We start from the raw sequence: 23,973 nt of genomic DNA, 5'->3' as shown, positions 1-23,973 counted from the left end.
CGTGAAAAGGACGATCGGACAGCAGATCGCGGACGTCCAGGCAGGCCGTCACGACGACCCGGCGGTGCGGCCATAGGCTCACGATCATGGTGCGGTTCGTGCTCGCAGTGCTGTTCGCCTTGATCGCGGTGACCGGCGTGGTCGTCGGGTGCTCGAAACCGTGGCAGGACGGGCACCACGCGTCGGATCTGGCGCTGGCCGACCTGGTGACCTCGAACCCCTCGCACACGACGCCGAACTGGTTCGCCTCGATCGCGCTGACGCTCGTGGCGAGCGTGGTGCTCGCCGCGATGGGCGTGCTGGCGCGGTGGCGGCTGCTCGTCGTGCTCGGCTGGCTGGTGTGCGTGGTCCCGGTGGGGCTGTGGGCGCTGCGCGCGGTCGACGACGAGCTGGTCATCCCGGACATGCAGGCCGGGTTCACCAACGCGGCGATGGCCGCCGGAGCACTCCTGCTGACCGCGCTCGTGCTGCCGCGCCGCCACTCCCGGCGCGCCGCTCCCGAATCGGATGACGACGAGGGCTAGCTCGACCTGGGCGTCTCGTGGCGCGTCTCGTGGGCGTCTCGTGGCGCTGGATGGGGGCGGCGTCGCGGGTGCGGATTCCCCGAAGGGCGCCTTCGGGGCACCTGACGCCGCAATCTCGCCCCTCACGCCATCCAACACAGCGACCCCCATGCCCTGAAGGACGCCTTCGCGGCATCAAATTCCCCCAAGGCTCCCCTCGGGGCATGCGCGTGGCAACGAGGAAGAAGCGCGAGCTCGGGAAATCCAGTGCATCCCCTGCAAGACACCCTGGCAGCGCACGACACCACGCCCCTTCCCCGAAGGACGCCTTCGGAGCACCTGACGCCGCAATCTCGCCCCTCACGCCATCCAACACAGCGACCCCCATGCCCTGAAGGACGCCTTCGCGGCATCAAATTCCCCCAAGGCTCCCCTCGGGGCATGCGCGTGGCAACGAGGAAGAAGCGCGAGCTCGGGAAATCCAGTGCATCCCCTGCAAGACACCCTGGCAGCGCACGACACCACGCCCCTTCCCCGAAGGACGCCTTCGGAGCACCTGACGCCGCAATCTCGCCCCTCGCGCCATCCGACACAGCGCCCCCATGCCCTGAAGGACGCCTTCGCGGCATCAGATTCCCCCAAGGCTCCCCTCGGGGCATGCCTGCAGCGAGGTCGAAGCGTGCGAGGGGAGGCTTCGAGGGGCTCAAGTCCCTGAAGGCGACCTTCAGGGAATGGGGCACTGCTCCCGATCGGAAAGCGCCCCGGCGTGCAGTTAGCGGGCTAAACGCGCTCGCCGGCTCCTTCGCCGCGAGCAGGCGACACGAGGTATCCCGCGCCCGCGAAAAAGCGCGTCCGCGGACCCGGTCAGATCGTTTTCGGTTTCACCAGGCAGAAGGTGATCGGCGGCTGGGGGAAGGTCACCGCGGTCGCGCCGTCGACGCCTTCGCACAGTTCTTCGTTCACTTCGCCCTCGACGATCTTGGCGAACTGGCGTTCCGCCTTCGCGTCGGTGCACGGCACCCGCCGGTAGGGTTCGGTCCCCGAGCTGAGCCCCGCGAAGCAGTCGCCCTGGCGCGCGTTGATCACCAGGCACAGCTTGCTCTTGGGCCTGCCGACGTAGATGAATTCGTATCCGCGCGCGGGGCAGTCCTGGTCGGCGTCGGGGTATTTCACCGCGACCTTCACGTTCGCTTCCGCCGCGCCGCAGTCGGCCTGGTCCGCCTGGTCGGCCCGCGCCGGGCTCGGATCGACGACGTGCACGTCGAGGCAGTCCCCGACCTCGGCCGACAACGGCTGCGAGGACAGCTTGACCACCAGGAAGGTCACCGCGAGGGCGAGCACGGCGACCGGGACGGCGACGAGCAGCCACGGCGGCAGGCGGCGGACCCGCGCCTGGGGAGTCCACTGTGGACCAAGCTGGCCGCCGGAGGGCGGGGCGGGGTCAGCGTTCCGGTCGTGCGGGGGAACGGTCACGACCGGTCTCGGACGGGGCTCGGCGAAGGCACCCGTCCATGAAAACACGGGAAGCCGCCGGGCGGGCTCGCGGAAGGAAAGCACTCCCGCCCGGCGGAACGGCTCAGGTCGCCTTGGGCTCGCGGAGGCAGAAGGTGATCGGCGGCTCCGGGTACGACAGCGGCGTCGCGCCCTCGATTTCGGCGCACAACTGCTCGTCGGCCTTGCCTTCGACCACCTTGGCGAACTCGGCTTCCGCCTTCGGATCGGCGCACGAGACCTTGAGGTAGCCCTCGGTCTTGGAGGTGACGTTGGCGAAGCAGTCGCCCTGCTTCGCGTTGATCACCACGCACAGCTTCGCCGACGGCTTTTCCATCGTGAGGTGGTCGTAGTCGGGCGCGGGGCAGGCGGCGTTGCCGTCGTCGTACTTCGCCGCGACCTTCACGTTCGCGTCCGCGGCACCGCAGTCGACCTTCTTCGGCTGGTTGTCGCCGCTGAAGCTGGTGGTGAACTTCGGGACGCTGAGGCAGTCGCCGACCGCGGCGTTCACCGGACTCGACGAGAACTGGACGATGCCCACGATCGCGCCCGCGATGACGACCACGACGGGCAGCACGATCCGCAGCCACACGAGCTTGCGCTTCGGCCGGATCGGCTCGCCCGGCGCGGGCGGGAAGCCCTGCATCGGCTGCTGTCCCTGCGGCGGCGTGCCGTAGGGCGCCTGCTGTCCGGGCGCCGGAGGCGGCGCGCCCTGGTCTGGCGCCTGCTGGCCGTACTGGCCACCCGGCGCCCCTTGACCGTAGGGATTCGGCTGGCCGGGCTGGCCAGGAGGGGGAACGCTCACGGCGCGCACCTCACACTGAAGAGTGAACGGGACGCCGGCAATCAAACACGGCACGCGCCGCGCCGCCGGTGGCGGGCCCGGAAATGACGAAGGGCACCCGGTCGGTACCGGATGCCCTTCACCGCGCGGCGATTGCTAGTCGTTGTTCAGGTAGTACAGCAACCGCAGGATTTCGAGGTAGAGCCAGACCAGCGTGGTCATCAGGCCGAACGCGGCGAACCAAGCCCACTTCGACGGCATGCCCTCGCGGATCATCCGGTCGGCCATGTCGAAGTCGAGCAGGAAGTTGAACGCCGCGATGCCGATGATGACCAGGCTGATGACGATCCCGAGCGTGCCGCCGCCACGAAGGCCGGTCTGCACGCCGAAGGCGCTCATCAGCAGGTTGAACAGCATCAGGATCGCGGCACCCGCGGTGGCGCCGATGATCCACTTGGTGAGCTTGGGGGTGACCTTGATCGCACCGGTCTTGTAGACGACCAGCATCGTGATGAAGACACCGGCGGTGCCGATGATCGCCTGCAGCGCGATCCCGGGCTTGATGAACTCGAACAGACCGGTGACGGCGCCGAGGAAAACGCCTTCCACGGCCGAGTACGCCAGCGTCATCACGCCGCTCGGCTTCTGGCGGAAGATCATCACCAGCGACAGCACGAGGCCGACCAGCATGCCGCCGATCATCACGCCGAGCACCGGGCCCAGCGCCCTGTCCGCGGCCTGGCCCATCGCCCACACGGCCGCGATGACGCCGGTGACCAGCGCCGTGCCGAGGCTCAGCCCGGTCTTGATGACGACGTCGTCCACGGTCATCGGCCGGTCGTCGGCGCCCGAAGCCGTCTGCGGGGCGCCGTATCCGGGGATACCGCCCTGCGGTTGGTTGAAGCCTACGTTCGGCCCGTACTGGCCTTGTCCCGCGCCGCCGACCGGCAGCTTGCGGAACGCGGGGTTGCTCGTGGAACGCACCTGATCCTCCTGGACCTACTGGCACCTGCATCGGGTTCAACGTCCGCGGGGGGCCGCCGGTTCCCGTCGGGTAAAGACGACTTTACTCATATCAGCTCGCTGGCCCCAGTAGACACCTATCCGCAAAGGTGCCGCACGCCGGTCGGCGCAGATCACGTGCCGTTCATCCGCCGTCAGTCCCATGGCGGATTGCTATCGGGTGACCTGACGAGCGATTCTCACGGGGTGTGGTCGCATGATCACCACAAGGCGTGTCGGGGACCTAACCGATCGAGTCGTTTTCTTTCAGGACGGGAGTCAGCACGTCATGGGCCGGACCAAGCGACCCACGGCCGCGCGCGCGGCACTGGGACTACTGACCGTGTCCCTCCTCGGCAGCCTGACGCTGGTGACGACGGCGGGCACCGCGTCGGCGGACTTCAAGCAGAAGACCGGCGTCGAGGTGAAGCCAGGCCAGCCCTACGGCGGCAAGGACCGCTCCGCGGACTGGCTCGGCTCCTACGAGGTCGGCGGCAAGCAGGTGTTCTGCGTCGAGTTCGAGTACAAGGCGCCGGACACGGACGAGAAGTACCAGCCGGGCGACGAGCTCAAGACCAAATGGGGCGAACCGCTGTCCCCCGGCGTCGCCGCGGACATCTCCTACCTGCTGCTGCGCTACGGCGACACGAAGAACAAGGACGAGGCCGCCGCGCTCGCGCACCTGCTGCATTCGTGGACCTCGCCCCATCGCGACGGGCAGGACGACCTCGCCCCGTCGAACAGCTTCCGCACGGTCGCCTACGACGAAAAGCGCCACTTCGACCAGCTCGGCGGGGTCTCGCCCGCCGCGAAGGAGGCCGTCGGCAAGCTGCGCGAGGAGGCCGAGACCAACCGCGGCCCGTGGACCACATCGGTGACGCCGCCCAAGGAAGAGCAGACGATCGGCACCGCGGACGACTGGAAGCTCGGCGTGCTCAACGCCGCGAAGAAGGGCGTCGCGAAGGTCCCGGTGACGCTGAAGCTGACCGGCGCGACGCTCGAGAACGGGAAGAGCACCGGCACGGTCACCACCGGCGAGGACGGCACGGCGAACGTCAAGGTGCTGCCCACCGGTGAGCACCCGAAGGTGGAGACGACGCTGTCCGGACCTGCCGACCGGCCGTACGTGCAGGCGCCGGTCGAGGTCGACACCCAGCGCGTGGTGTCCACCGGCGGCGAGAAGAAGCTCACCGCGGCGGGCACCGTCAAGGCGAAGACCAAGCCGGGGATCGTCGCCGTCACGAAGCTCGACAGCAGGACCGGCAAGGGCATCCCGGGCGCGGTGCTGCGGCTGACCGCGAAGGACCGGACCGCCGCCGCGCTCGGCCAGGACGGCAAGCCGCTGTCCGGGCCGGACGGGAAGCCCGCGGTGCTCACCACCGAGGGCGAAGGCGGCAAGGCGACGGTGCCGGATCTCAAGACGCCGCAGGAAATCTGCGTGGTCGAGGTGAGCGCGCCGAACGGCTACGGCGACGCGTTCGACGCGGCGAACCCGCCGTCGGCGTGCGGCGAGGTCAAACCGGGCGAGACGCTGGCTTTGGAGATCAAGAACGTGCCGAACGAGGTGCCGCGCGCGATCCCGGCCGGTGCGAAACCGGCCGCGATGATCACCAGCGCGGTGCACACCGGCCCGTCCACCGGCGGGGTGCTGAGCCTCGCCGGGATCGCGGTGCTCGGCTCGGCGCTGGTCGGGTTCGTCGCGCGGCGGCGGTTCACCAGGTAACCCGCGTGCGAAGGCAACGGCAACGCCCCTCAAGGCTCGTCACCTCGTTCTTCCTCGGGGTGGCGAGCCTGCTCTTCGTGGAAGCGGTGGCACTGCTGTCGATCTCGTGGCCGCCGAAGGACGTGATCGCCGGAACCGCGTCGCCCGCGCAGGCCGTGACGCCCCGCGCGGCCGCGGTCGCGCCGCCCCCGGCCGCCCCCGCGCCACCGCCGAAAGCGCCACCGTCCACTGTGGCCAGTCAGCCCGCGCCGCCGCCACCACCGCCGAAGAAGGAGCCGGTCCGCGGGCAGCGGCCCGGCACCATCCTGCTGCCCGCCGGGGGCACCGCGACCTTGGTGCGCAAGGAAATCCAGGGCCCGAACGCGATGCTCCCCATCCCGGAGCGGCTCGACCAGGCGACCTGGTGGGGCGCCGGGCTCGACGCGCCGAACGGGGCGAGCGTGTTCGCGGGTCACGTCAACTGGGGTGGCGGGATCGGCCCGTTCGCGGAGCTGTGGGACGCGAGCCCCGGCGGCGAGGTCACCATCACCGACGCGGCGGGGAAGCCGTGGACCTACCGCGTTTCGCAGCTCATCACGCTGCACAAGGACGAGCTCCCGCAGCGCGCCGACGAGCTGTTCAGCCAGGCGGGCCCGCACCGGGTCGTGCTGGTGACGTGCGGCGGGAAATGGGTCGGCGGGCAGACCGGGTACGCGGAGAACAGGGTCGTGCTCGCCGATCCGGCCTGACCCGCCGGTAACTTCGGCACCCTCCGACGGTGGCCACCCGGCAGACCATGCAGCAGAATGCGGGTGTCCGTGACGGATTCGGAGGCGACTGAATGGCCAGCTATCTCGTGACCGGTGCGACCGGCCTGATCGGCCGCCATTTCACGCGGCTGCTGCTCGAACGCGAAGACGTCGACCGCGTCGCGCTGCTCGTGCGCGAGTCCTCACAGGACCGGCTCGCCGGGCTCGTCGCCAAGTGGCCGAACCCCGGCAAGGTCACGCTCGTCACCGGCGACCTCTCGCGGGATCTGCTCGGCGTCGGCGAAAGCGCCCGCGACCAGCTTCGCGGCGAGGTCGACCACGTCGTGCACCTGGCCGCGCTCTACGACCTGACCGCCGACGACGAGACGAGCGTCAAGGCCAACGTCGAAGGCACCCAGCAGGTCATCGCGCTCGCCGCGGACCTGCGCGCGGGCTGCCTGCACCACGTGTCCTCGGTGGCCGTCGCCGGTGACCACGAAGGCGTCTTCACCGAGGAGATGTTCGACGCGGGGCAGCGCCTGCCGACGCCGTACCACCGCACGAAGTTCGAGGCCGAGCGGCTGGTGCGCGAGCAGCACGAGGTGCCGTGGCGGGTGTACCGGCCCGCGGTCGTCGTCGGGCATTCCGAGACCGGCGAAATGGACAAGATCGACGGCCCGTACTACCTGTTCCCCGCGATCAGCAGGCTGGCCTCGCTGCCGAACCTGCCGGTCGTCGGCCCCGGCCTCGGCGACACGAACGTCGTGCCCGTCGACTACGTGGCGAAGGCGATGCTGACGCTCATCACCACCGACGGCCTCGACGGGCGGGCGTTCCACCTTGTCAGCCCGGAGCCGCAGCCGGTGACCTCGGTCTACAACGCGTTCGCGAAGGCCGCCGGCGCGCCGGCGATCACCGTCGAACTCGACGAGCGGGTCTCGAAGGGCGTGCTGGGCCTGGTGAAGCTCAGCGAGCACATTCCCGGGTTCACGATCGCGCGCGACGCGGTGCTGGAGCGGTTCGGGATTCCGCCCGTGCTGCTGGAAACCATGGCTTTCCCGTCCGTGTTCGCCTCGGCGAGCACGCGCAAGGCGCTGGCGGCGTCCGGGGTCGACGTGCCGCGGCTCGACGACTACGCGGCGACGCTGTGGCGGTACTGGCGCGAGCACCTCGACCCGTTCCGCGCGCGCAAGCACGGCCCCCGGGGCGAACTCGACGGCAGGCGCGTGATCATCACCGGCGCGTCGTCCGGGATCGGGCGGGCGGCCGCGCTCAAGGTCGCCGCGGCGGGCGGGGTCCCGCTGCTCGTGGCGAGGCGCCAGCACGAACTCGAAGAAGTGCGCGACGAGATCGTCGCCGCGGGCGGGAGCGCGTCGGTGTACCCGGCGGACCTGACCGACGAGGAGTCGGTGCACAAGACGGTCGAGAAGATGCTCGCCGAGCACGGCCGGATCGACATGCTGGTGAACAACGCCGGCCGGTCGATCCGCCGCTCCATCAGGCTGTCCTACGACCGCTTCCACGACTACGAGCGCGCGATGGCGATCAACTACTTCGGCGCGGTGCGGCTGATCCTCGCGGTGCTGCCGCACATGTCGGAGCGCAAGTTCGGGCACATCGTCAACGTGTCGTCGATCGGCGTGCAGGGCATCGCACCGCGGTTCTCCGCGTACGCGGCGTCCAAGGCGGCACTCGACTACTTCTCGCGGATCGCGGCGACCGAAACGCACGGTGACGGGATCACGTTCACCACGATCCACATGCCGCTGGTGCGCACGCCGATGATCCGGCCGACGAAGATCTACGACGCGTTCCCGACGAAGTCGCCGGACCAGGCCGCGGACATGGTCATCAAGGCGCTGAAGGACCGTCCCAAGCACATCGGGACACCGGAGGGCCGCACCATCGGGCTCGCGTACACGCTGCTTCCCGGCCTGACCGATGCCGTCGCGTACCAGGGCTTCCGCATCTTCCCCGACTCCGCGGCCGCGGGCGGGTCCGGCGGGCTCAAGATCGGGCGCGGTGAAAAGCACCTGTCGAAGGCGGCGGCCACGCTCGCCAAGCTGACGCGCGGGTTCCACTGGTGAGGCGCTCACGGTGGGTAGCTGGGCTGTGCGGGTAGGAAATATCCCATGTGCGGGTTGTCTCGGCCCGGGCTAACACTGCTGACACCCTGTGCGCGGGTACCGTCGGGGCCATGGTTTCGGAGCGAGACGGTGGGCTGCTTCCCCTGCGACGGGAGTACGACCAGGCGTGGCACGGGTTCGACCGCAACCAGGTGCGCCAGTACCTGGATCACGTCGAGGCGCATCTGAGGCGGATCGTCGCCGATCGGGACGCCTCGATGGCGCAGGCGAGCACCCTGTCGCGCGAGCTGGAGAACGCGCGCGGTGAGATCCTGCGGCTGCGCACCCGCGTCGACGAGCTGATGAAGCCGCCGGAGCGGCTGGAGGACCTCGACGAGCGCATGCAGCGCACGGCGACGCTGGCGAACACGCGCGCCGAGGAGATCACCCAGCGGGCGCAGATCGCCACCGAGGAGCACTGGGCAGGCACCACGGAGGCGTCGAGCAAGCTGCGCGAGCGCTACCAGAAGCTGATCGGCGAGCTGGACACGCACGCCGAAGCGCTGCACGCCGAGCACGAGAAAGCGTTGTCGACGACCAAATCCGAGGTCGAGAAGCTGACCGTCGAAGCGGCACGGCGGCGCGAGCTGCTCGACGCTGAAGCGGAGCGCAAGCGGCGCGCGATCGAGCGCGAGTTCGACGCGAAGATGACCGCGGAGCGGGCGTCGCTGGAGAAGCACGTCGCCGACACGCGCACGGCGAGCAAGAACCAGGCGGAGCGGCGGATCGCGGAGGCGACAGCCGAAGCGAAGCGGCTCGTCGACGAAGCGACCGCGGAGGCGAAGAGCCGCGTCGAGAAGGCGAAGGCCGACGCTGAGTGGCGCACGAAGGAAGCCACGAACCGCGTGGAGCGGCTGGCGAAGGTCCGCGAGCACGCGCTGACCAGCCTCAGCAAGGCGGACCAGCTCCTCAAGCGCGACGAGCACCTGCTGAAGGCGCTCAAGGAGGAGTCCGTGGTCAACGCGAACCCGGTCGGCGAAGACGACCCCACGGTCGTCAACGCGAAAGCCGTGAAGGCCGCCGCCAAGAGCTGACGCTTTTCCCAGGGCGCCGCACCGCTCTGGATGCTCCTGCAGAGGCCAAGGTGGGGTCCGCCGCGCGATGCCCCTGAAGGATGCTCCTATAGAGGCCGAGGTGAGGTCCGCTGCGCATGCCCTGAAGGTGCCCTTCGGGGAATCTGACGCCGCGAAGGTGACCTTCAGGGCATGCGCTGGGATTTCGCCGCCCGCGCCTCTTCCCCCGTCCGCGCTGAAGGCCCCTGCAGGGGCCTTCAGGGATGTGCATGCCGCGGATGCGGCCTTCACCGGGGCTGCTCCGCTCCAGGGCGCATGCCCTGAAGGTGCCCTGGAGGGAATCTGACGCCGCGAAGGTCACCTTCAGGGCATCAGCACCACCACGCCGCACGCCACGAGGGGCGAGATCGCGGCGTCAGATTCCCCGAAGGCGCCCTTCACAGACCAAGGCCCCGGGCGGCTCCACGCATCCGCCACCCACCTCACCGGAACCGACGCGCACACATCACTGTGGCCTTCGGGGAATCTGACGCCGCGAAGGGCACCTTCAGGGCATACGCAGAACCATGCCGCGTGCCGCGAGGGGCGAGATCGCGGCGTCAGCTTCCCCGAAGGCGACCTTCAGGGACCAAGCCTCCGGCGACTCCCGGGCGGCTCCGCGCTTCCGCCACCCATCGCACCGGAGTCGACGCGCACACATCATCACTGCGACCTTCGGGGCATCCAAGTCCCCGAGGGGCACCTTCGGGGCAGGCGCCGTCAGGGCAGGCGCGGCCACGGGTTGAGGCGTTCGAGCTGGGCGGCCAGGCCCAGCAGGCGTGCTTCCCCGCCCGGCGCGGCGACGAGCTGGACGCCGATCGGCAGGCCCGACGGATGCCGCCCGGCAGGCACGGTCAGCGCGGGGAACCCGGCGAGGTTCCACAGCCCGGCGAACGCGGCGACCCGCAGCGACGGGGACGCGTTCGCCGCCCACGACCGCTGGTGCCACGGGCCCGCTTTCGGCGGCAGCGTCGCGAGCATGGGGGTCACCAGCACGTCGTGCTCGGCGAAGAACTCCTCGGCGCGCGCGACCCAGCGGCGCTTGGTGCCGGGGCGGATCAGGTGCAGGGCGTTCAGCGCGGCACCGGCGCGCACGAGCGTCCTGGTGCGGCGTTGCAACACGCTCCGGTCCCAGTCCCGCACCTGCTGCGCGGGCCCGGCGAACCAGCGGGTCGAGATGCCCAGCACCGGTTCGACGCCGTAGCGCGGCGTCGCCTCGGTGAGGTGGTGGCCGACGCGGGCGAGCAGCTCACCGGTCGTGCCGACGGCCGCGGCGAGCGGGCGCGGGATCGGCATTCTCGTCGGCTGCATTGTCGACAAAGCGATCTTGAGCGGGCTCGGGTCGCCCGGCTCGGCGAGGTCGGGGCGTTCCGCGAGCACCGAGAGGAGCAGCGCCGCATCGGTGACGGTGGTGGCGAGCGCGCCGTGCGAGGACATCCCGAACCAGCCCGCCTGGCCGGGCTCGGCGATCACCCCGGCGCCCGGCTTGATCCCGACCAGCCCGCACATCGCGGACGGCAGCCGCACCGAGCCGAGCCCGTCGGTGCCGTGCGCGATCGGCACGAGCCCCGCCGCGACCGCCGCCGCGCTGCCGCCGGAGGACCCGCCCGCGGTGCGGGCCGGGTTCCACGGGTTGCGCGCGATCCCGTCCGGCCCGTCGCTCATCGGCCAGGCGCACAGCTCGGGGACCCGCGTGATGCCGACGATCACCGCGCCCGCCCGCCGCAGCCGCCGCGCGATCTCCCCGTCCGCGACGGCGGCCGGGCTCTCGTGCGCCGAACCCCACGAAGTGCGCTCTCCCGCGATATCGGTGACGTCCTTGACCGCGACCGGCACGCCCGCGAGCGGCAGGGTCGCCAGGTCGGCGCGGTCGCGGACCTCGGCCGCTTCGGCGATCGCCTCCCCGGCCCGCACCCGCCGGAACGCGCCGACCACGCGATCCGCCGCCGCGATCCCGTGCAGTGCGCGCTTCGTGACGTCGACGGGGTCGAGCCTGCCGTCGCGGACGGATCGGGCTAGCTCCGCCGCGGTGCTGGGGTCCGTGTCCATGACCGGACCTTATCCGTGCTGACGCGGTGGGAAAACGACCGCGGGCGGAGGATCCTCGATGGGGAGTCGCGATACTTCTGGAGGGAATCGTGAAACGTATTCTGCTGGTCATCGTGCTGGCCGCCGCCGCGCTGTCCGGGTTGGCGCCCACCGCTTCCGCGGCACCGCCGGGCGGTGGCTGGGAACCGGCGCCGAGCGCGCCTGCCGACTACCCCGCCGGTGCCCGGTGCGCCTTCGCCATTCACCTGGAACCGGTGGTGGACAAGGTGTACGGCAAGGTCCTGAAAACCCGTCCTGACGGTTCGGCGGCGCTCCAGGCGTATGCCGGGCCGCTCGTCGAGCGCTTCACCAACGTGGAGAACGGGAAGAGCACGCTCGCCGACGCCAGCGGGTTCGCGCTGGTCGAATACCACACCGACGGGGTGCAGATCTGGCACGTCACGGGCCCGGTGCTGGTCGGCTTCCAGCCGAACCGCGACAACCACGCGCCGGGCGTGTTCATCCTCGACGGGGTGTACACGCTGAAGATCGCGCCGGCCTACCGGACCGTGCTGTCCGGGCACTGGGCCGAGCGTGATCTCTGCGCGGCGGTCAGCTGATCCTCACGCCGCACGCCGCCTGCCGGTGAACTGGAACGCGCCGACCGGGTATTCGACGGCGCTCGGGCTCTTCGCGCGGCCGATCCGAATTCCGCCGCGCTCCCCGATAGCTACGGGTGCATCCGGAAGTAGAGCATGGGGTTGTCCCGGCCGGTGTGGATCTTTTCGGTCAGCCCGAGGTCGCGGCGCAGCTCGCCGAGGTAGGCGTGCACGTGCGGGTCGCGGGCGGGCGCCGCGGTGAAGTACGGGGTTCGCGTGTCTTCGAGCCAGCGCAGCACTTCGCTGCCTTCGGTGCGGGGAAGCGGCCGCGCCCGGTGGAACACGTCGTGCACACTCACCGGGGTGCCCGTCCTCAGTTTCCGGAAGACCGCGCCGAGGTACCACCTCGCGAAGCGCGCGCGGTGGTCGGCGTCGATGAACAGGTAGTCCACATCGGACACCCAGTCGGCGCTGAGCTTCCTCGCGTCGCCCTGCCGGAATTCCCAGCGGCCTGCCGAAAGCGCCTTCGGGACGGTCGCGACGGCATGGCCGACCCGGTCCATGGTGACCAGCCCGCCGGTGCCGTTGTCGGCGAGCGCGCGCAGGATCCAGCTCGTCGACCAGCCGTGCAGGGAGCCGATCTCCACCGCCTTCGACGGCCGGAAGTGGCGCAGCAGCAAGTAGGTGAGTTCGGCCTCGACGTCGTCGAGCTGCACCTTCATCGACGGGTTCGCCACCCGGTGCGCTCGCTGCGCCGTGCGCGCCTCGCGCAGCGCGTCGGCGTGGTCGAGGTAGAGCCGGTGCACGAGGTCGAGGGTCACCTGGTCGGCGAGGCGCCCGTTCACTGTGTTGTCCATAGTAGACACATAGTGGGCGGCGGGCGCCCCTCGGGGAATCCGGTTGACCACCGGGCCGGATAGGGTTTTCCCCCGTCGCCCGCGCCCGGCGATCAGGCGCGGCAGCGGGGAGCGCGCACCGAAGACGCCACTCACCTCGGCGGAGTCCGGAAACGCGGAACGGGCACGCGGCGCGGCGGAGCACCGTACCCATGACGAACACCGCCAGGTGATCGTCGCTGTGCCCGGCAAGCCCTTTTCCCTGGTTACTCGCGGCAGACCGCGCCGCGCACGGATCGGTACTGGCTCTCGTACACCTTCTCCTGGTCGGTGCCCTGCACGAGGAAGCAGTACCTGCGCACCGGGTCCACCGGCACCCGCATGGTGTGGTTGCGCTGCGCGAGCAGAACGCGGTTCGGCTTGCTCTCGCCGTCGCCCGCGATGACGACCGCGAAGTCCAGCGGCCGGTCACTGCTCCAGTTCAGCACGATCCGGTCGCCGAGGTCCTCCGGCTCCGCCAGGTCCAGCCGCGCCGATGCGGCCGGGCCCGGCACGGCGGGCGCGCTCGGCACCGGCGGCACCGGGCGGGGCGTGGTCGCGAGTTCGTCGGTGCCGGACCGCAGCACGAGCACCAGCACGACCGCGACGAGCACCACCATGCCCACGGCGGCGGCCACGAGCGGGCGGCGCGACGGCGGCCGTGCGCCGCGCGGCGCCACATCCGGTTCCGGGAAGATCTTCGACGGACTGTCCGTTGTGGACTCTTCGGGTGCTTCTCCGGCCACCCGGTAAGGATTCGACTTCGGAAGCACGGCCACCGGTGGAGGCGCTGGTACCGGCATGGGCGCCGGAACCGGTTCGGCGGGAGCCGACGACATCGCGGCGAACTGCTGCGCCACCGCGGCCACACCGGGCGGCCGGTGCGCCGGATCGGCCGCGAGCATCCTCGCGACCACTGTGGACAGTTCAACCGGGACGCCGTCGCGGTTGATCGCGGGCACCGGGCTGCCCAGCACGCGCAGCACCCGTTCGCCTGGCTGCTCGCCGAGCCTGCCGGGGTGCGGCGGGTGACCGGTCAGCGCGAAGTGCAGCACCGCGCCGAGGCCGTACAGATCGGTGCGCTCGTCCACGCTGTCGGTGCGCAGGGCCTCCGGCGGCACGAACTCGATGAGGTGCACCGGATCGCGCGGGAAGGCCTGGCGCAGCGCGACGCCGAAGTCGGCCAGCAGCGGCTGCCGCGGCGCGCGGAAGAGCACGTTGTTCGGATTGACGCCGCCGTGCGGGATCCCGAGCCCGTGCGCGACGGCGAGCGCGCCGGACAGCGCGCGGCCGAGCGCCACCACGTCGGCCACCGCGAGGGGACCGGAGGCGGCGACCAGCGTCGCGAGGGATCCGCCGCACAGCTCCATCCGCAGCGCGTGCCTGCCGTCGTCGAGCAGGTCGATCGAGTCGACGGGAAGAACAGGCGTGCCCGCGGGCGCGGTGGCGAGCCTGCGCCGCACGCGCTCCGCCGCGGCGAGCGTCCTGCGGTCGAACCGGCCGGGGAACACCTTGACCGCGACGGCACCGGACTGTCCGGAGTAGAGGGTCGCCACCGGGCCTCGCCGAAGCTCGGTGAGCGGGCTTGAGCCGCGCATCAGCGCGACACCGCCCGGCTCGGGCGCAGTGCCTTCAGCCGCGTGATCGCCGGGCGGGCCAGCCGCACCCGGCGGCGCCACCGGCCGTCGGGCCCGGCCGGCGGGAACAGCGGGCGCGGGTCGAACAGGGCGCGCAGCCGGCGCTGCCACGGCAGCCGTGCCAGCCCGCCGCGGATGGCCCGCACCGAGGCCCACGCCTGCACCCCGGTTCCGTCGTCGGCGACGCGCCCTGACCACAGCGCGGTGTCGACCTGGTGCGCCAGCCACCTCAGTCCGTCCACAACGGACTGTTCGGTGAACGGGCCGGCCGCCGCGGCGAGGTCCCGCACGGTCATGCCCTCGGTGAACGGGACGCCGTGCGCCCGCAGCAGGTCGGTCGCCTCCCACCACGCCGCCACCACGGCGCGCTGGCCGGTCGCGCGGCGGCGGCGGCGCGACCGGATCGCCTTGGCGACCGGGACGGCGGCGAGCACCAGCACGGCGAGCCCGAACAGGACGAGGACGGCGGCGAGGTACGGGAACGGGGTTCCCGGCTGCTCCTCCCGCGGCGCCGCTCCTCCGGGTTCCGGCTTGAGCGGAGGCACCCGGAGGTCCTGCGGCGGCGGCAGCTCGGCCCGCACCTGCGCGGTGGCCTTCGCGAGCCCGTCGGATGCCGTGCCGGAGCCGCCGGCGCCGCCGGTCGGGTCGAGCGACACCCAGCCGATCCCGGACACCGCGACCTCCGGCCATGCGAACACGTCGCCGTCGCGCACCACCACCGGCCGCCCCGGCACCGACGCGGGTGCGCGGTACCCGACGGCGAGCCGCGCGGGAATGCCGAGCAGCCTCGCCAAGGCCACATAGGACGCGGCGAACTGCTCGCTCGTGCCGCGCCTGGTTTCCAGCAGGAAGGTGCGGAGCTGCTGCCAGCCGTTGCCGGTCGGCAGCGCGGCTCCGGTGGCGAGCTGGTAGTGCTGGCTCAGGTACCGCTCCAGGACGAGGGCGGCGCGGAACGAGGGCGGCTGCCCGGCCACCGCGGCGCGGGCGAGGTCGGCGATCTCCGGCGGCGCGGCGCCGAGCCCCCTGCCCGCGAGCGCGGCGGGATCGATCGCGGCGCCTGCCAGGTCATCGGCGTTCACCTCGGGCTCGCGCCAGCTCAGGTGATAGGCGGCGGGGCCCTTCGCGCCCGGCACCATGAGCATCCCCGACCGCTCGTCGATCAGCGGCGCGACGCCGGTGACCGCCGAGGGCACCGCCTGGCTCGGCACCCACGGCAGGTCTTCGCCGTCTTCGACGGTGACGTCCGCCTGCCGCGTGTCCGTGCGCGCGGTCAGCCCCGGCGGCGGGGCCACCGTGGCGCCCATCCGCCGGTACTCCGCGGTCGAGGTCCACCGCGCGCCGTCGAAGTCGTCGAGCACCGCGACGCGCCAGCGGTCGACGCGAGCGGTGGCGGTGTAGCCGAACACGGGTACGGCGGGGGTGCGCAGCCTGGCGGCGACCTCGTCGAGCGGGTTCACCACCCTCGTCGGCGGGAGCGGCACGGATTCGTTCTGGTGCAGCGAAAGCGCGTCGGCGCGGACCGGGACGGCCACGGTCGCCGCGACGGCGGCGGCGACACCGAGGAACGCGGTCGGGAGCACCAGCAGCGCGGCGGCGCCCCGGCGGGCCGCCCCGGACGGGATCGCCGGGCGTGGCCGGGACACGGCCAAGAGCGTCCCGGCCACGCCCGCGTAGGCGAGCGCGACGAGCAACGCCGTCGGACCCGTCACCGCGACGTAGGCCTGGCTGAGGCCGAGCACCACCAGGCTCGGCAGCAGCGCGGCCAGCGACCACCGCGCCAGTTCGAGTCCTAGCACGGCCGCGAAGAGCACCGCCAGCGGGACGAACAGCATGAGCTGGGGATCGGGCAGCGCGGGCCAGGTGGACTGCAGGGTGAGCTGCCACGACCCGGTGACGCCGGAAACCAGCCCCCGCACGGTATCGGCGGTCGGGATGCCGCCGGCGGTGGTGCTCCCCAGTTCGACCTCGGCGATGCCGAGCAGGCCGAGCAGCAGCGCCAGCACCGGCCGCCACGGCCGGAGCGACGGGACACGCAGGCACAGTTCCGCGACGAGTCCACAGAGGACGAGCACCGCCAGTATCGACGGAACGAGCGCCGCGAAGCCGAAGACCGGCGCGAACAGCAGCCCGGGCAGTGCCGTGGCGAGCAGCAGGCACCCGGTGCCGATCCTGTCCCTCATGCCGCCACCACCGCGTTCCACCGGCGCGCCGCGTCCGCTGCGTCGGTCGCGGGCACCACCTTCGCGCCGGGCACCTGGCCGGACTGTCCATTCAGGACGATGACGATCATCGACGAGTACCGGGGCCGCAGCGCGGCGATCGCGGCGCGGTCGGCTTCGGCGAGCGCGGTGAGCACCACCACCAGCGTTCCCCCGCCGGAACGGGACAGCGTGCCCGGTGCCAGCGCGAGCCCGTGCTCCCCCGTCACGTCCAAAGTGCACAGTTCGTCGAGCATGCGCCGCGCCGCTTCGGCGCCGCCGTTCGTGCCGACGTCGAGCCCGCACGAGGTGACCAGGCGGCAGCGCTGGTCCGCGGTCGCCGCGGACACCACCAGCGACGCGGTCAGGTCGACGGCGTCCTCGAACAGGTCCGCCCGCACGGATTCGCGCCGCGTGTCGAGCAACGCGGTGAACCGCGGCTGGTCGGGGTCGACGTATTCGCGCACCATGAGCTGCCCGGTGCGCGCGGTCGCCTTCCAGTGCAGGTGCCGGACCTCGTCGCCGACGACGTACTCGCGGACGTCGCGGAGGTCGATCGAGCCGTGCAGCGAGTCGTCGGTGCTGCGGCCCTGGTGGTGGTGGCGCGGGTGCCCGGCCGCGATCGCGCGCATCGGGTGGACGCGCGGGTGCACCCACAGCGTCGCGGTCTCCCCGGTGGTGAGCCTGCCCGCGCCGAGCCCGAGCGGGTCGCCGCGGTCGACCGTCAGCGGGCCGACCACGTGCCGCCCTCGCGTCTCCGTTGGCAGCTCGTAGTGGTGCACCGCCTGCCCGTTCGGCGGCAGCGCGCGCACGCTGACAGCCTGGAAGCCCGCGCCGAGCCGGTCGCCCGCGGTGAATCCCGGCTGCCGCCGCGTACCGGGGTTCGCCACCTTCAGCCTCGCGAACGCGGGCCGTCCACGATGGACTCGATCGGGATAGACGTCGCGCGCGACCGTCACGCGCGGGCGCCTCGCCGCGATCGCGACCCCGGCGACGACCGCGCCGAACGCCGCGGCGGACACCGCGAGCAGGACCGGGTACCCCGCCCACAGCCCGGCGGCGAACACCACGACCGAACCGATCGCCGTCGCCGTCCCCCGCCCGGTCAGCCGGATCATCAGGAGACCGTGCTGCTGGTCCTGGGCGCCGGGGTCGCGGCGAGCACTTCGTCCACGATGTCGTCGGCGCGGCGCTGGTTCAGCTCGGCGTCCGAGGTCAGGATCAGCCGGTGCCCGAGCACGGGCCGCGCGACCTCCTTGATGTCGTCCGGGGTGACGAAGGCGCGGTTGTAGGTGGCCGCGACGGCCTGCGCGGCGCGGACGAGCGCGATGCTGCCGCGCGGGCTCGCGCCGTACCGCAGCGCGACGTGCTGCCTGGTCGCCGCGGCGAGGGTGGCCGCGTACTCGCAGATCGCGCGGTCGACGTGCGCCGCCCGCACCTGCGCGACCGCGGCCTGCAGCACGGGCAGGTCGACCACCGGCGACAGCTCGTCGGGGTTGACGCCGGCGCAGTCGCTCATGATCACCATCACCTCGGCGTCGAGATCCGGGTACCCGACCCGCAACCGCATCAGGAAGCGGTCGAGCTGCGCCTCGGGGAGCCGGTAGGTGCCCTCCAGCTCGATCGGGTTCTGCGTGGCGATCACCAGGAACGGGCGCGGCACCTCGCGGCGCACCGAATCGACCGTGACGGTGCGCTCCGCCATCACTTCGAGCAGCGCCGACTGCGTCTTCGGGGTGCCGCGGTTGATCTCGTCGGCGAGCACCACGTTCGCGAAGATGCCACCCGCGTGGAATTCGAACCGCTCTTCCTTCTGGTGGTACACCTGCACGCCGGTGATATCGCCGGGCAGCAGGTCGGGGGTGAACTGGATGCGGTTCCAGGTGCCGCCGATGCTGCGCGCGAGGCACCGCGCGAGCGTGGTCTTGCCGAGGCCGGGCACGTCCTCGATGAGCAGGTGCCCCTCGGCGAGCAGCGCCGCCACGGCGAGCCGCACGAGCTGCGGCTTGCCCCGGATCACGCCCTGCACGTTCTTCGCGATCCGCTCGTAGACCTCACCGGCCGGTATCTGGTTCACGCGCTCGTTCACCCTTCTGGCCAAAGGAAGTGGTTCGACGTGATCGTGCCGCTCGGCGTGCTGATCGTGACCCACACGTGCACACCCGGTACGTCGTAACGGATTCCGTCGCCGTCCAGCATTCCGTTGCCGTCCGCGTCGATCTGGATGTCCGACGGTTCGCTGAAGTCCCCGTTGTCCGAATGCGGCATCACGCTGAGTTTCGTGTTCGGCGGGAATCCCTTGACCACCACGTGGAACCAGTGGCAGGCCGGGGCCTTGCACTTGGCACTCGACGTGGCGCCGCCCCTGCTGAGCGCGATGGTGGGCTTCTGGATGGTGAGGGACGCCGATCCCGGCGCACCCGTCACCTGCTGACCGTCCACTGTGGTCACCGCGCGCACGGTGAACGTGTAGGAACCCGTTGCCAGCCCGGCGAAAGTGGCGGTCGTGCCGGTGACGTTCTTCGTGCCCTGCCCGGTCGCGCTCACCTCGTAGTGCGCGAGCGCACCGCCGTTCAGCGCGGGCGGGTTCCACGTGACGGTCGCGGTGCCGTTCGCGTTCTTCGCGGTGACGCCGCCGGGCGCGCTCGCCGCCGCGAACGGGGTCACACCGGGTGAGGACGCGCCGGGGCCGGTGCCCGCCTTGTTCGTCGCGGTCACCGTCACCGCGTACCGGGTTCCGTTGGCCAGCGAGCCGACGGTCGCCGAGCGCGCGCCGCCGCCGACCGTCATCGACCCGCCCGGCCACGACAGGTGGTACGCGGTGATCGGGCCGCGGTTGTCCGGTGCCGCGCCCCAGCCGACCCTGATCGAGCCGGAGCCCGCCTTCGCGGTCACGCCGGTCGGCGCGCCGGGAGGGCTCGCGGGAATGTCCGGCGGGTCGGGTTTCCGCTCCACCGGCGGTTTCGGCTTTTCCTGCTCGCGCGCCGGCGGATTCGGCCCCGCGTTAGGCGCTGTCCGCTGCTGTCCCCGATCCGGCGGCGCCACCGGCGGTTTCGCGCTGTCGCCCGATTCTCCCGGCGCGGGCACCGGGCCCGGTTCGCGCGCCACCACGGGAACGTCGGCGACCTTGCCGTCGTGGCCGACCACGAGCACGTGCGTGCCCTCGGGGCCTTCGAGGTACATCCGGGAGTCCTCGCCCTTGGTGAGCCGCGACGGGCCGGATTCGCGCGGGATCGGCTTGGCGTCGGCCTGTCTGCCTTCGCCGTCGTAGGTCAGGAGGGTGTTGCTCTTCTTGTCGACGAGCGCGACCACGGAACCGCTCGACACCGGCCCGTCGTAGTCGCCGTCGGGCAGTGCCACGGTGATGGGCGCGCGCTGCGGGGTCGCGGCGTCGACGAGGAGCAGGTGGCGCGCCGGTGGGTCCAGGATCGCTATGCGGCCCGCGACATCGGCCGACGCCGGGCGCGCGGCGGCCGAAACGGCGACGCCCAGCGGCGAAGTGGCCTCGACGCCCTTGTCCCCGAGCCGGTTCAGCGTGCCCGTGGTGGTGTCGACGAACTGGGGGCGGTCGGCGACCAGTGTCAGCCCGCCCGCGTGCCCCTTCGGGATCGCCGCGGGGCACGAGGAAATCCGGTCCGCGTCCTTCGGCAACCGGCACATCAGCCCGGTCGTCGGGCGGAAGAGCCACATCGTGCCGTCCGCGGTCACCACCGGGTCGCCGACGGGATCGCCAGCGTCCACCGTCGCGGGCGGGTCGCCGAGGCGCACGATCCGGCCGGCCTGGCGGTACACCAGGTACGGCCCGCCCGCGGCCTCGACGCCGAGCGGGATCTCGTCGGAGGGCGGCGCGTTCGTCTGCTCGACGGTCAGGTTCGACTTGCCGAACTGGGTGATCCGCGACCGGCCCACCACGTACCCGCTGGTGTCGCCCTGCACGACCTGACTGCCCTCGTCACCGGGCACCTGCGCCTGCGCGTCGATGTTCGCGGTGCCGCCGTCCACGTGGAACGCGGCCTGCAGCAAGGTGTTGTAGACCCAGTGGCCCGAGGTGAGGAACTGCAGGCCCGGCAGTGGTTTCGCGGCACCGGTGACCGCGGCGACGACCGCGGCCGCGCACGCGAGAACCACGACCAGGACGGGAACGCGCGTGCGCCACGACCGGGATCCGGCGTCCGCCCGGCTCCCCGTAGCGAGCCGTCCCCCTCTGAGATCCACGGCACAAAGAGTAACGGCACGAGTTCGGGACTGGTCCCGGACGGCCGCAAAAGGCCATTCCGAAAGAATTGGCGCTCCGCTAATTGCCCTGCGGCAGCACCGGCAATTCCAGTTCGAAGATCGCGCCGCCCTCATCGGCGTTGTAGACGTTGAGCGCGCCGCCGTGCGCCTGCGCGACCCAGCGCACGATCGACAGGCCGAGCCCGGTCGAACCGCTGCCCGTGCGGAACCGGTCCAGCAGTTCCTCGGCGATCGCGGCGTCGACGCCTGGCCCGTGGTCGGCGACGGTGACCCTGCCGTTCGCGACGGTGATGTGCACGATCGCGGGTTCGTCCTGCTTCCGCCCGTACCGCAGCGCGTTGTCCAGCAGATTGCCGATCGCGCGCTGCACGAGCGTCGGGTCGACCTGCACGAGCGACGGCGCGGCGGTCACCGTGACACTGGCGCCGTCGGCGGGGGTTTCGTCGACGAGCCCGGTGACGAGCTGGTCCAGCCACACCGGCTGCACGGCGAGCTGGTCCATGCCCGCGGCGAGGCGCGCGCGCACCAGCAGGCCGTCGATGATGGAGCCCATCCTGGCCGCGAGCCCCACCGTTCTGGGCAGCAGTTCGGTGCGCTGGTCGGGGTTGCGCAACGCCGTTTCGGCGAGCGCGCGCAACGCGGCGACCGGCGTTCTCAGGTCGTGCGCCGTTTCGGCGAGCAGGATCTCCTGCTGTTCCAGCGCGGCGACGGCGGGCCGCATCGCCCTGGTGGACAGCAGGTGCCCCGCCACCGCCAGCCCCGCGACGAGCACCGCGCAGCCGCCGACCACGAAGACCACGAACCGGGTGTGCGCGGCCTGCGCGGCATCCGCGTCGGCCACCGCCACCGCCGCGCCCGCGTACTGGCCGAACGGATTCCGGAACGGCTCGACCCCGACCCTGACGAGCTGCCCGCCGGTGCCGTGGATGTTGCCGGTGACGAGCCTGCCGGACCGCACGGCGTCGTCGACGAGGCCGCCGAGCACCGCGGGATCGACCGGCACGCAGGTGCGCTTGCTGAAGTACGGCGCGAAGGTGCTGGAACCGCCGGGCAGCACCGCGAACTGCGGGCACTGATCGGCCAGCTCGTCGTTGCCGATGTAGCCGGTGACGAAGGTCCGGTTCGTGTCGTCGAACTGGAGCAGCCGGTTCGCCGAGGACGTCACGCGGCGGAGATCGCCGTCGAGGCTCCGCGGGCCGGACTCGTCGGAGGCGATCGCGATCCAGGCGAACACGATCAGCCCGGTCGCGTTGATCGCGGTGAACAGGACCGTCAGCAGCAGCCGCAGCCTGCGCAGCCGGTCCGCGGCCGAGGAGTTCACGAGCGCGCGCCCAGCCGGTAGCCCGCGCCGTGCACGGCGTCGATCAGGTTCGGCTCGCGCAGCTTGCGCCGCAAGCGTCTCACCACCGAATCGACCACATTGGACAGTGGGTCCTCGTCCTCGCCCCAGCAGTGCTCGATCAGCTCGGTCCGCGTCACCGTCTGCTCGCGGCGGACCAGCAGGTACTCCAGCACCGCGAACTCCTTGTTGGACAAGGTGAGCAGCACGCCGCCGCGCCTGGTCTCCCGGCGCGCGCAGTCCAGCACCACGTCGGCGTAGCGCAGCACCGACGGCCTGCCGGTACCGGCGCGGCGGCTCAGCGTGCGGACCCGCGCGGTCAGCTCGGCCACCGAGAACGGCTTCACCAGGTAGTCGTCACCGCCGTGGTCGAACCCGGCGATCCGGTCGGCGACGCTGTCGCGCGCGGTCAGGAACAGCACCGGCACCCCGTCCCCGGCGAGCCGCCTGCCGTGCACGTAGGTGATCGCGTCGCCGTCGGGGAGCATCCTGTCGAACACCGCGCACGCGTAGCCGCCTTCGCGCAGCGCGGCGTCGGCCGTGGCGATGTCCGGCGCACGCGTGATCTCGAAACCCGCCGAAGACAGTTCCGCGCACACCGCGGCCAGCAGGTCCTCGTCGTCTTCGACCACCAGTACTCGCACCGCTCGTCCTCTTGCCTTGTCATCAAATCCTCATGTCCGGGGTGATCGTATGCCGGTAGTGCGCCGAGCGGCGCGGGCAACGATCACCTGGCCGGTACCGGCCACGGCAACGGAGGGGTTCCGATGACCACCACCACGCTCGACCGGATCAACCACGCGGAGGCGGCGAAACCCGCGCTCAACGCCAACGCCGCGCTGGCGGCGGCCCGGTCCGAAGTGCTGGTGATGAGCAGCGGCACCACGGCGGTGAAAAACCCGATCGCCGCCGTGCGCGGGATCGACCGCGACAACCTGCGGCGCGGGGTCCGCTACCGCGTGCTGGTGCCGGACGCCGCGCGCGTCGCACCCGTGCTCTCGGCCCAGCTCGCCGCGCTCTCGGTCGCGGGCGCCGGGACGAGGACCGTGCCCGCGGTCCCCACCGACGCGCTGGTGATCGACCGGTCGGTCGCGGTGCTCCCGGTGGGCAGGACCGAGCTGGGCACCCCGGCCGGGGTGGCCGTGTTCGGGCTCGCGAGCGTCGTCACCACGACGGTCGAGCTGTTCGAACGCGTCTGGGCCACGGCGGCGCCGCTGAGCGGGTCGGAGCTGCCCGGCACGGCGGACATGTGCGCGCGCGAGCAGGAACTGCTTTCGCTCCTCGCCGCGGGCCACACCGACGCCGCCGCCGCGGACCGGCTCGGGGTCTCGGTGCGCACGGTGCGGCGCACGGTGTCCGCGATCATGAACCGGCTCGGCGCGCGCAGCCGCTTCATGGCGGGCGTCAAGGCGGCAGACCGCGGGCTTCTTACGTGACGCCCCGAAAGTCGACTTGTTGATGGGTGCGCGGTGATTCCGGTGAGATGGGTGGCCGAGGCGGCGGGTCCCACCGGAGGCTCAGCGCGTGCTCCCCGAAGGCGTCCTTCGGGGAACCTGACGCCACAAACTCGGCCCTCGCGACGCGCGAGCAGGATGAAGCCGATGCACCCGCATCCGCGGACCTGACTCCGGCCCCGGAGCCGGGCTCGCTAC

19 protein-coding genes are annotated in these 23,973 nt (G+C 71.8%); 7 read left to right on the top strand and 12 right to left on the bottom strand.

Features of this window, described 5'->3' with window-relative positions; translation table 11 throughout:
• Positions 1-86: 86 nt before the first annotated feature.
• Positions 87-524, top strand: coding sequence for a hypothetical protein (locus ABD256_RS19025; RefSeq protein ID WP_344420094.1), 438 nt, complete (start codon positions 87-89; stop codon positions 522-524).
• An 843-nt stretch (positions 525-1,367) separates the two neighbouring features.
• On the opposite strand, the gene ABD256_RS19020 is transcribed toward ABD256_RS19025, so the two are convergent.
• The 3 genes from ABD256_RS19020 to ABD256_RS19010 all read right to left on the bottom strand — a co-directional run bounded on the left by ABD256_RS19020 (position 1,368) and on the right by ABD256_RS19010 (position 3,762).
• A complete protein-coding gene (locus ABD256_RS19020; protein ID WP_344420092.1) occupies positions 1,368-1,976 on the bottom strand; it encodes an LppU/SCO3897 family protein in 609 nt (202 codons plus the stop codon).
• Between the two features lie 103 nt (positions 1,977-2,079).
• Positions 2,080-2,799, bottom strand: coding sequence for an LppU/SCO3897 family protein (locus tag ABD256_RS19015; protein WP_344420090.1), 720 nt, complete (start codon positions 2,797-2,799; stop codon positions 2,080-2,082).
• A gap of 135 nt (positions 2,800-2,934) precedes the next feature.
• Positions 2,935-3,762, bottom strand: a complete 828-nt coding sequence (locus tag ABD256_RS19010) for a Bax inhibitor-1/YccA family protein (RefSeq protein ID WP_344420088.1) — start codon at positions 3,760-3,762, stop codon at positions 2,935-2,937.
• A 307-nt stretch (positions 3,763-4,069) separates the two neighbouring features.
• On the opposite strand from ABD256_RS19010, the gene ABD256_RS19005 reads away from it, so the two are divergent.
• The 4 genes from ABD256_RS19005 (at position 4,070) to ABD256_RS18990 (ending at position 9,391) form a co-directional block, all read left to right on the top strand.
• Positions 4,070-5,503, top strand: coding sequence for an MSCRAMM family protein (locus ABD256_RS19005; RefSeq protein ID WP_344420086.1), 1,434 nt, complete (start codon positions 4,070-4,072; stop codon positions 5,501-5,503).
• Positions 5,504-5,508: 5 nt separating this feature from the next.
• Entirely contained in the window at positions 5,509-6,231 is a 723-nt protein-coding gene (locus tag ABD256_RS19000) for a class F sortase (protein WP_344420084.1), read from the top strand.
• A gap of 92 nt (positions 6,232-6,323) precedes the next feature.
• Positions 6,324-8,318, top strand: coding sequence for an SDR family oxidoreductase (locus ABD256_RS18995; protein ID WP_344420082.1), 1,995 nt, complete (start codon positions 6,324-6,326; stop codon positions 8,316-8,318).
• Between the two features lie 110 nt (positions 8,319-8,428).
• Positions 8,429-9,391 carry a coiled-coil domain-containing protein gene (locus ABD256_RS18990; protein WP_344420080.1) on the top strand — a complete coding sequence of 321 codons (963 nt, stop codon included), beginning with the start codon at positions 8,429-8,431 and terminating at the stop codon, positions 9,389-9,391.
• Between the two features lie 738 nt (positions 9,392-10,129).
• Here the strand turns inward: ABD256_RS18990 and ABD256_RS18985 are convergent.
• Positions 10,130-11,458 (bottom strand): amidase, encoded by a 1,329-nt coding sequence (locus ABD256_RS18985; protein ID WP_344420078.1) that lies wholly within the window; start codon positions 11,456-11,458, stop codon positions 10,130-10,132.
• Positions 11,459-11,547: 89 nt separating this feature from the next.
• Between ABD256_RS18985 and ABD256_RS18980 the strand changes: the two genes are divergently transcribed.
• Positions 11,548-12,057, top strand: coding sequence for a hypothetical protein (locus ABD256_RS18980; protein WP_344420076.1), 510 nt, complete (start codon positions 11,548-11,550; stop codon positions 12,055-12,057).
• A gap of 110 nt (positions 12,058-12,167) precedes the next feature.
• Here ABD256_RS18980 and ABD256_RS18975 read toward each other — a convergent pair whose 3' ends face one another.
• The 8 genes from ABD256_RS18975 to ABD256_RS18940 form a co-directional block, all read right to left on the bottom strand.
• Positions 12,168-12,893 carry a class I SAM-dependent methyltransferase gene (locus ABD256_RS18975; RefSeq protein ID WP_344420074.1) on the bottom strand — a complete coding sequence of 242 codons (726 nt, stop codon included), beginning with the start codon at positions 12,891-12,893 and terminating at the stop codon, positions 12,168-12,170.
• A 245-nt stretch (positions 12,894-13,138) separates the two neighbouring features.
• A complete protein-coding gene (locus ABD256_RS18970; protein ID WP_344420072.1) occupies positions 13,139-14,509 on the bottom strand; it encodes a serine/threonine-protein kinase in 1,371 nt (456 codons plus the stop codon).
• Positions 14,509-16,728, bottom strand: coding sequence for a transglutaminase-like domain-containing protein (locus ABD256_RS18965; protein WP_344420070.1), 2,220 nt, complete (start codon positions 16,726-16,728; stop codon positions 14,509-14,511). The genes ABD256_RS18970 and ABD256_RS18965 overlap by 1 nt, the downstream gene beginning before the upstream one ends.
• The gene (locus ABD256_RS18960) at positions 16,725-17,864 is read right to left on the bottom strand and encodes a DUF58 domain-containing protein (RefSeq protein WP_344420067.1); all 1,140 of its coding nucleotides are present in this window, start codon (positions 17,862-17,864) and stop codon (positions 16,725-16,727) included. Before ABD256_RS18960 ends, ABD256_RS18965 begins: the two co-directional genes overlap by 4 nt.
• Entirely contained in the window at positions 17,864-18,823 is a 960-nt protein-coding gene (locus ABD256_RS18955; protein WP_344420064.1) for an AAA family ATPase, read from the bottom strand. Before ABD256_RS18955 ends, ABD256_RS18960 begins: the two co-directional genes overlap by 1 nt.
• Positions 18,824-18,831: 8 nt before the next feature.
• On the bottom strand, positions 18,832-20,961 hold the full coding sequence (locus ABD256_RS18950; protein ID WP_344420061.1) for a fibronectin type III domain-containing protein: 2,130 nt from the start codon (positions 20,959-20,961) through the stop codon (positions 18,832-18,834).
• 79 nt (positions 20,962-21,040) lie between these two features.
• Positions 21,041-22,303 (bottom strand): sensor histidine kinase, encoded by a 1,263-nt coding sequence (locus ABD256_RS18945; protein WP_344420058.1) that lies wholly within the window; start codon positions 22,301-22,303, stop codon positions 21,041-21,043.
• A complete protein-coding gene (locus tag ABD256_RS18940) occupies positions 22,300-22,965 on the bottom strand; it encodes a response regulator transcription factor (RefSeq protein ID WP_344420055.1) in 666 nt (221 codons plus the stop codon). The genes ABD256_RS18945 and ABD256_RS18940 overlap by 4 nt, the downstream gene beginning before the upstream one ends.
• A 123-nt stretch (positions 22,966-23,088) precedes the next feature.
• On the opposite strand from ABD256_RS18940, the gene ABD256_RS18935 reads away from it, so the two are divergent.
• Entirely contained in the window at positions 23,089-23,757 is a 669-nt protein-coding gene (locus ABD256_RS18935) for a LuxR C-terminal-related transcriptional regulator (RefSeq protein ID WP_344420052.1), read from the top strand.
• Positions 23,758-23,973: the final 216 nt, after the last annotated feature.

Origin of the sequence: Amycolatopsis minnesotensis (genome assembly GCF_039529815.1) — a bacterium.
GTDB lineage: Bacteria > Actinomycetota > Actinomycetes > Mycobacteriales > Pseudonocardiaceae > Amycolatopsis > Amycolatopsis minnesotensis.
This window is presented reverse-complemented; position numbering and strand designations above follow the sequence as displayed.

What these genes read in the sequence shown, in the direction of transcription:
- ABD256_RS18970 (WP_344420072.1), bottom strand. Translation starts at nt 14,509, where the DNA reads ATGCGCGGCTCAAGCCCGCTCACCGAGCTTCGGCGAGGCCCGGTGGCG.
- ABD256_RS19005 (WP_344420086.1), top strand. Translation starts at nt 4,070, where the DNA reads ATGGGCCGGACCAAGCGACCCACGGCCGCGCGCGCGGCACTGGGACTA.
- ABD256_RS18965 (WP_344420070.1), bottom strand. Translation starts at nt 16,728, where the DNA reads ATGAGGGACAGGATCGGCACCGGGTGCCTGCTGCTCGCCACGGCACTG.
- ABD256_RS19025 (WP_344420094.1), top strand. Translation starts at nt 87, where the DNA reads ATGGTGCGGTTCGTGCTCGCAGTGCTGTTCGCCTTGATCGCGGTGACC.
- ABD256_RS18990 (WP_344420080.1), top strand. Translation starts at nt 8,429, where the DNA reads ATGGTTTCGGAGCGAGACGGTGGGCTGCTTCCCCTGCGACGGGAGTAC.
- ABD256_RS18935 (WP_344420052.1), top strand. Translation starts at nt 23,089, where the DNA reads ATGACCACCACCACGCTCGACCGGATCAACCACGCGGAGGCGGCGAAA.
- ABD256_RS18960 (WP_344420067.1), bottom strand. Translation starts at nt 17,864, where the DNA reads ATGATCCGGCTGACCGGGCGGGGGACGGCGACGGCGATCGGTTCGGTC.
- ABD256_RS18995 (WP_344420082.1), top strand. Translation starts at nt 6,324, where the DNA reads ATGGCCAGCTATCTCGTGACCGGTGCGACCGGCCTGATCGGCCGCCAT.
- ABD256_RS18975 (WP_344420074.1), bottom strand. Translation starts at nt 12,893, where the DNA reads ATGGACAACACAGTGAACGGGCGCCTCGCCGACCAGGTGACCCTCGAC.
- ABD256_RS18985 (WP_344420078.1), bottom strand. Translation starts at nt 11,458, where the DNA reads ATGGACACGGACCCCAGCACCGCGGCGGAGCTAGCCCGATCCGTCCGC.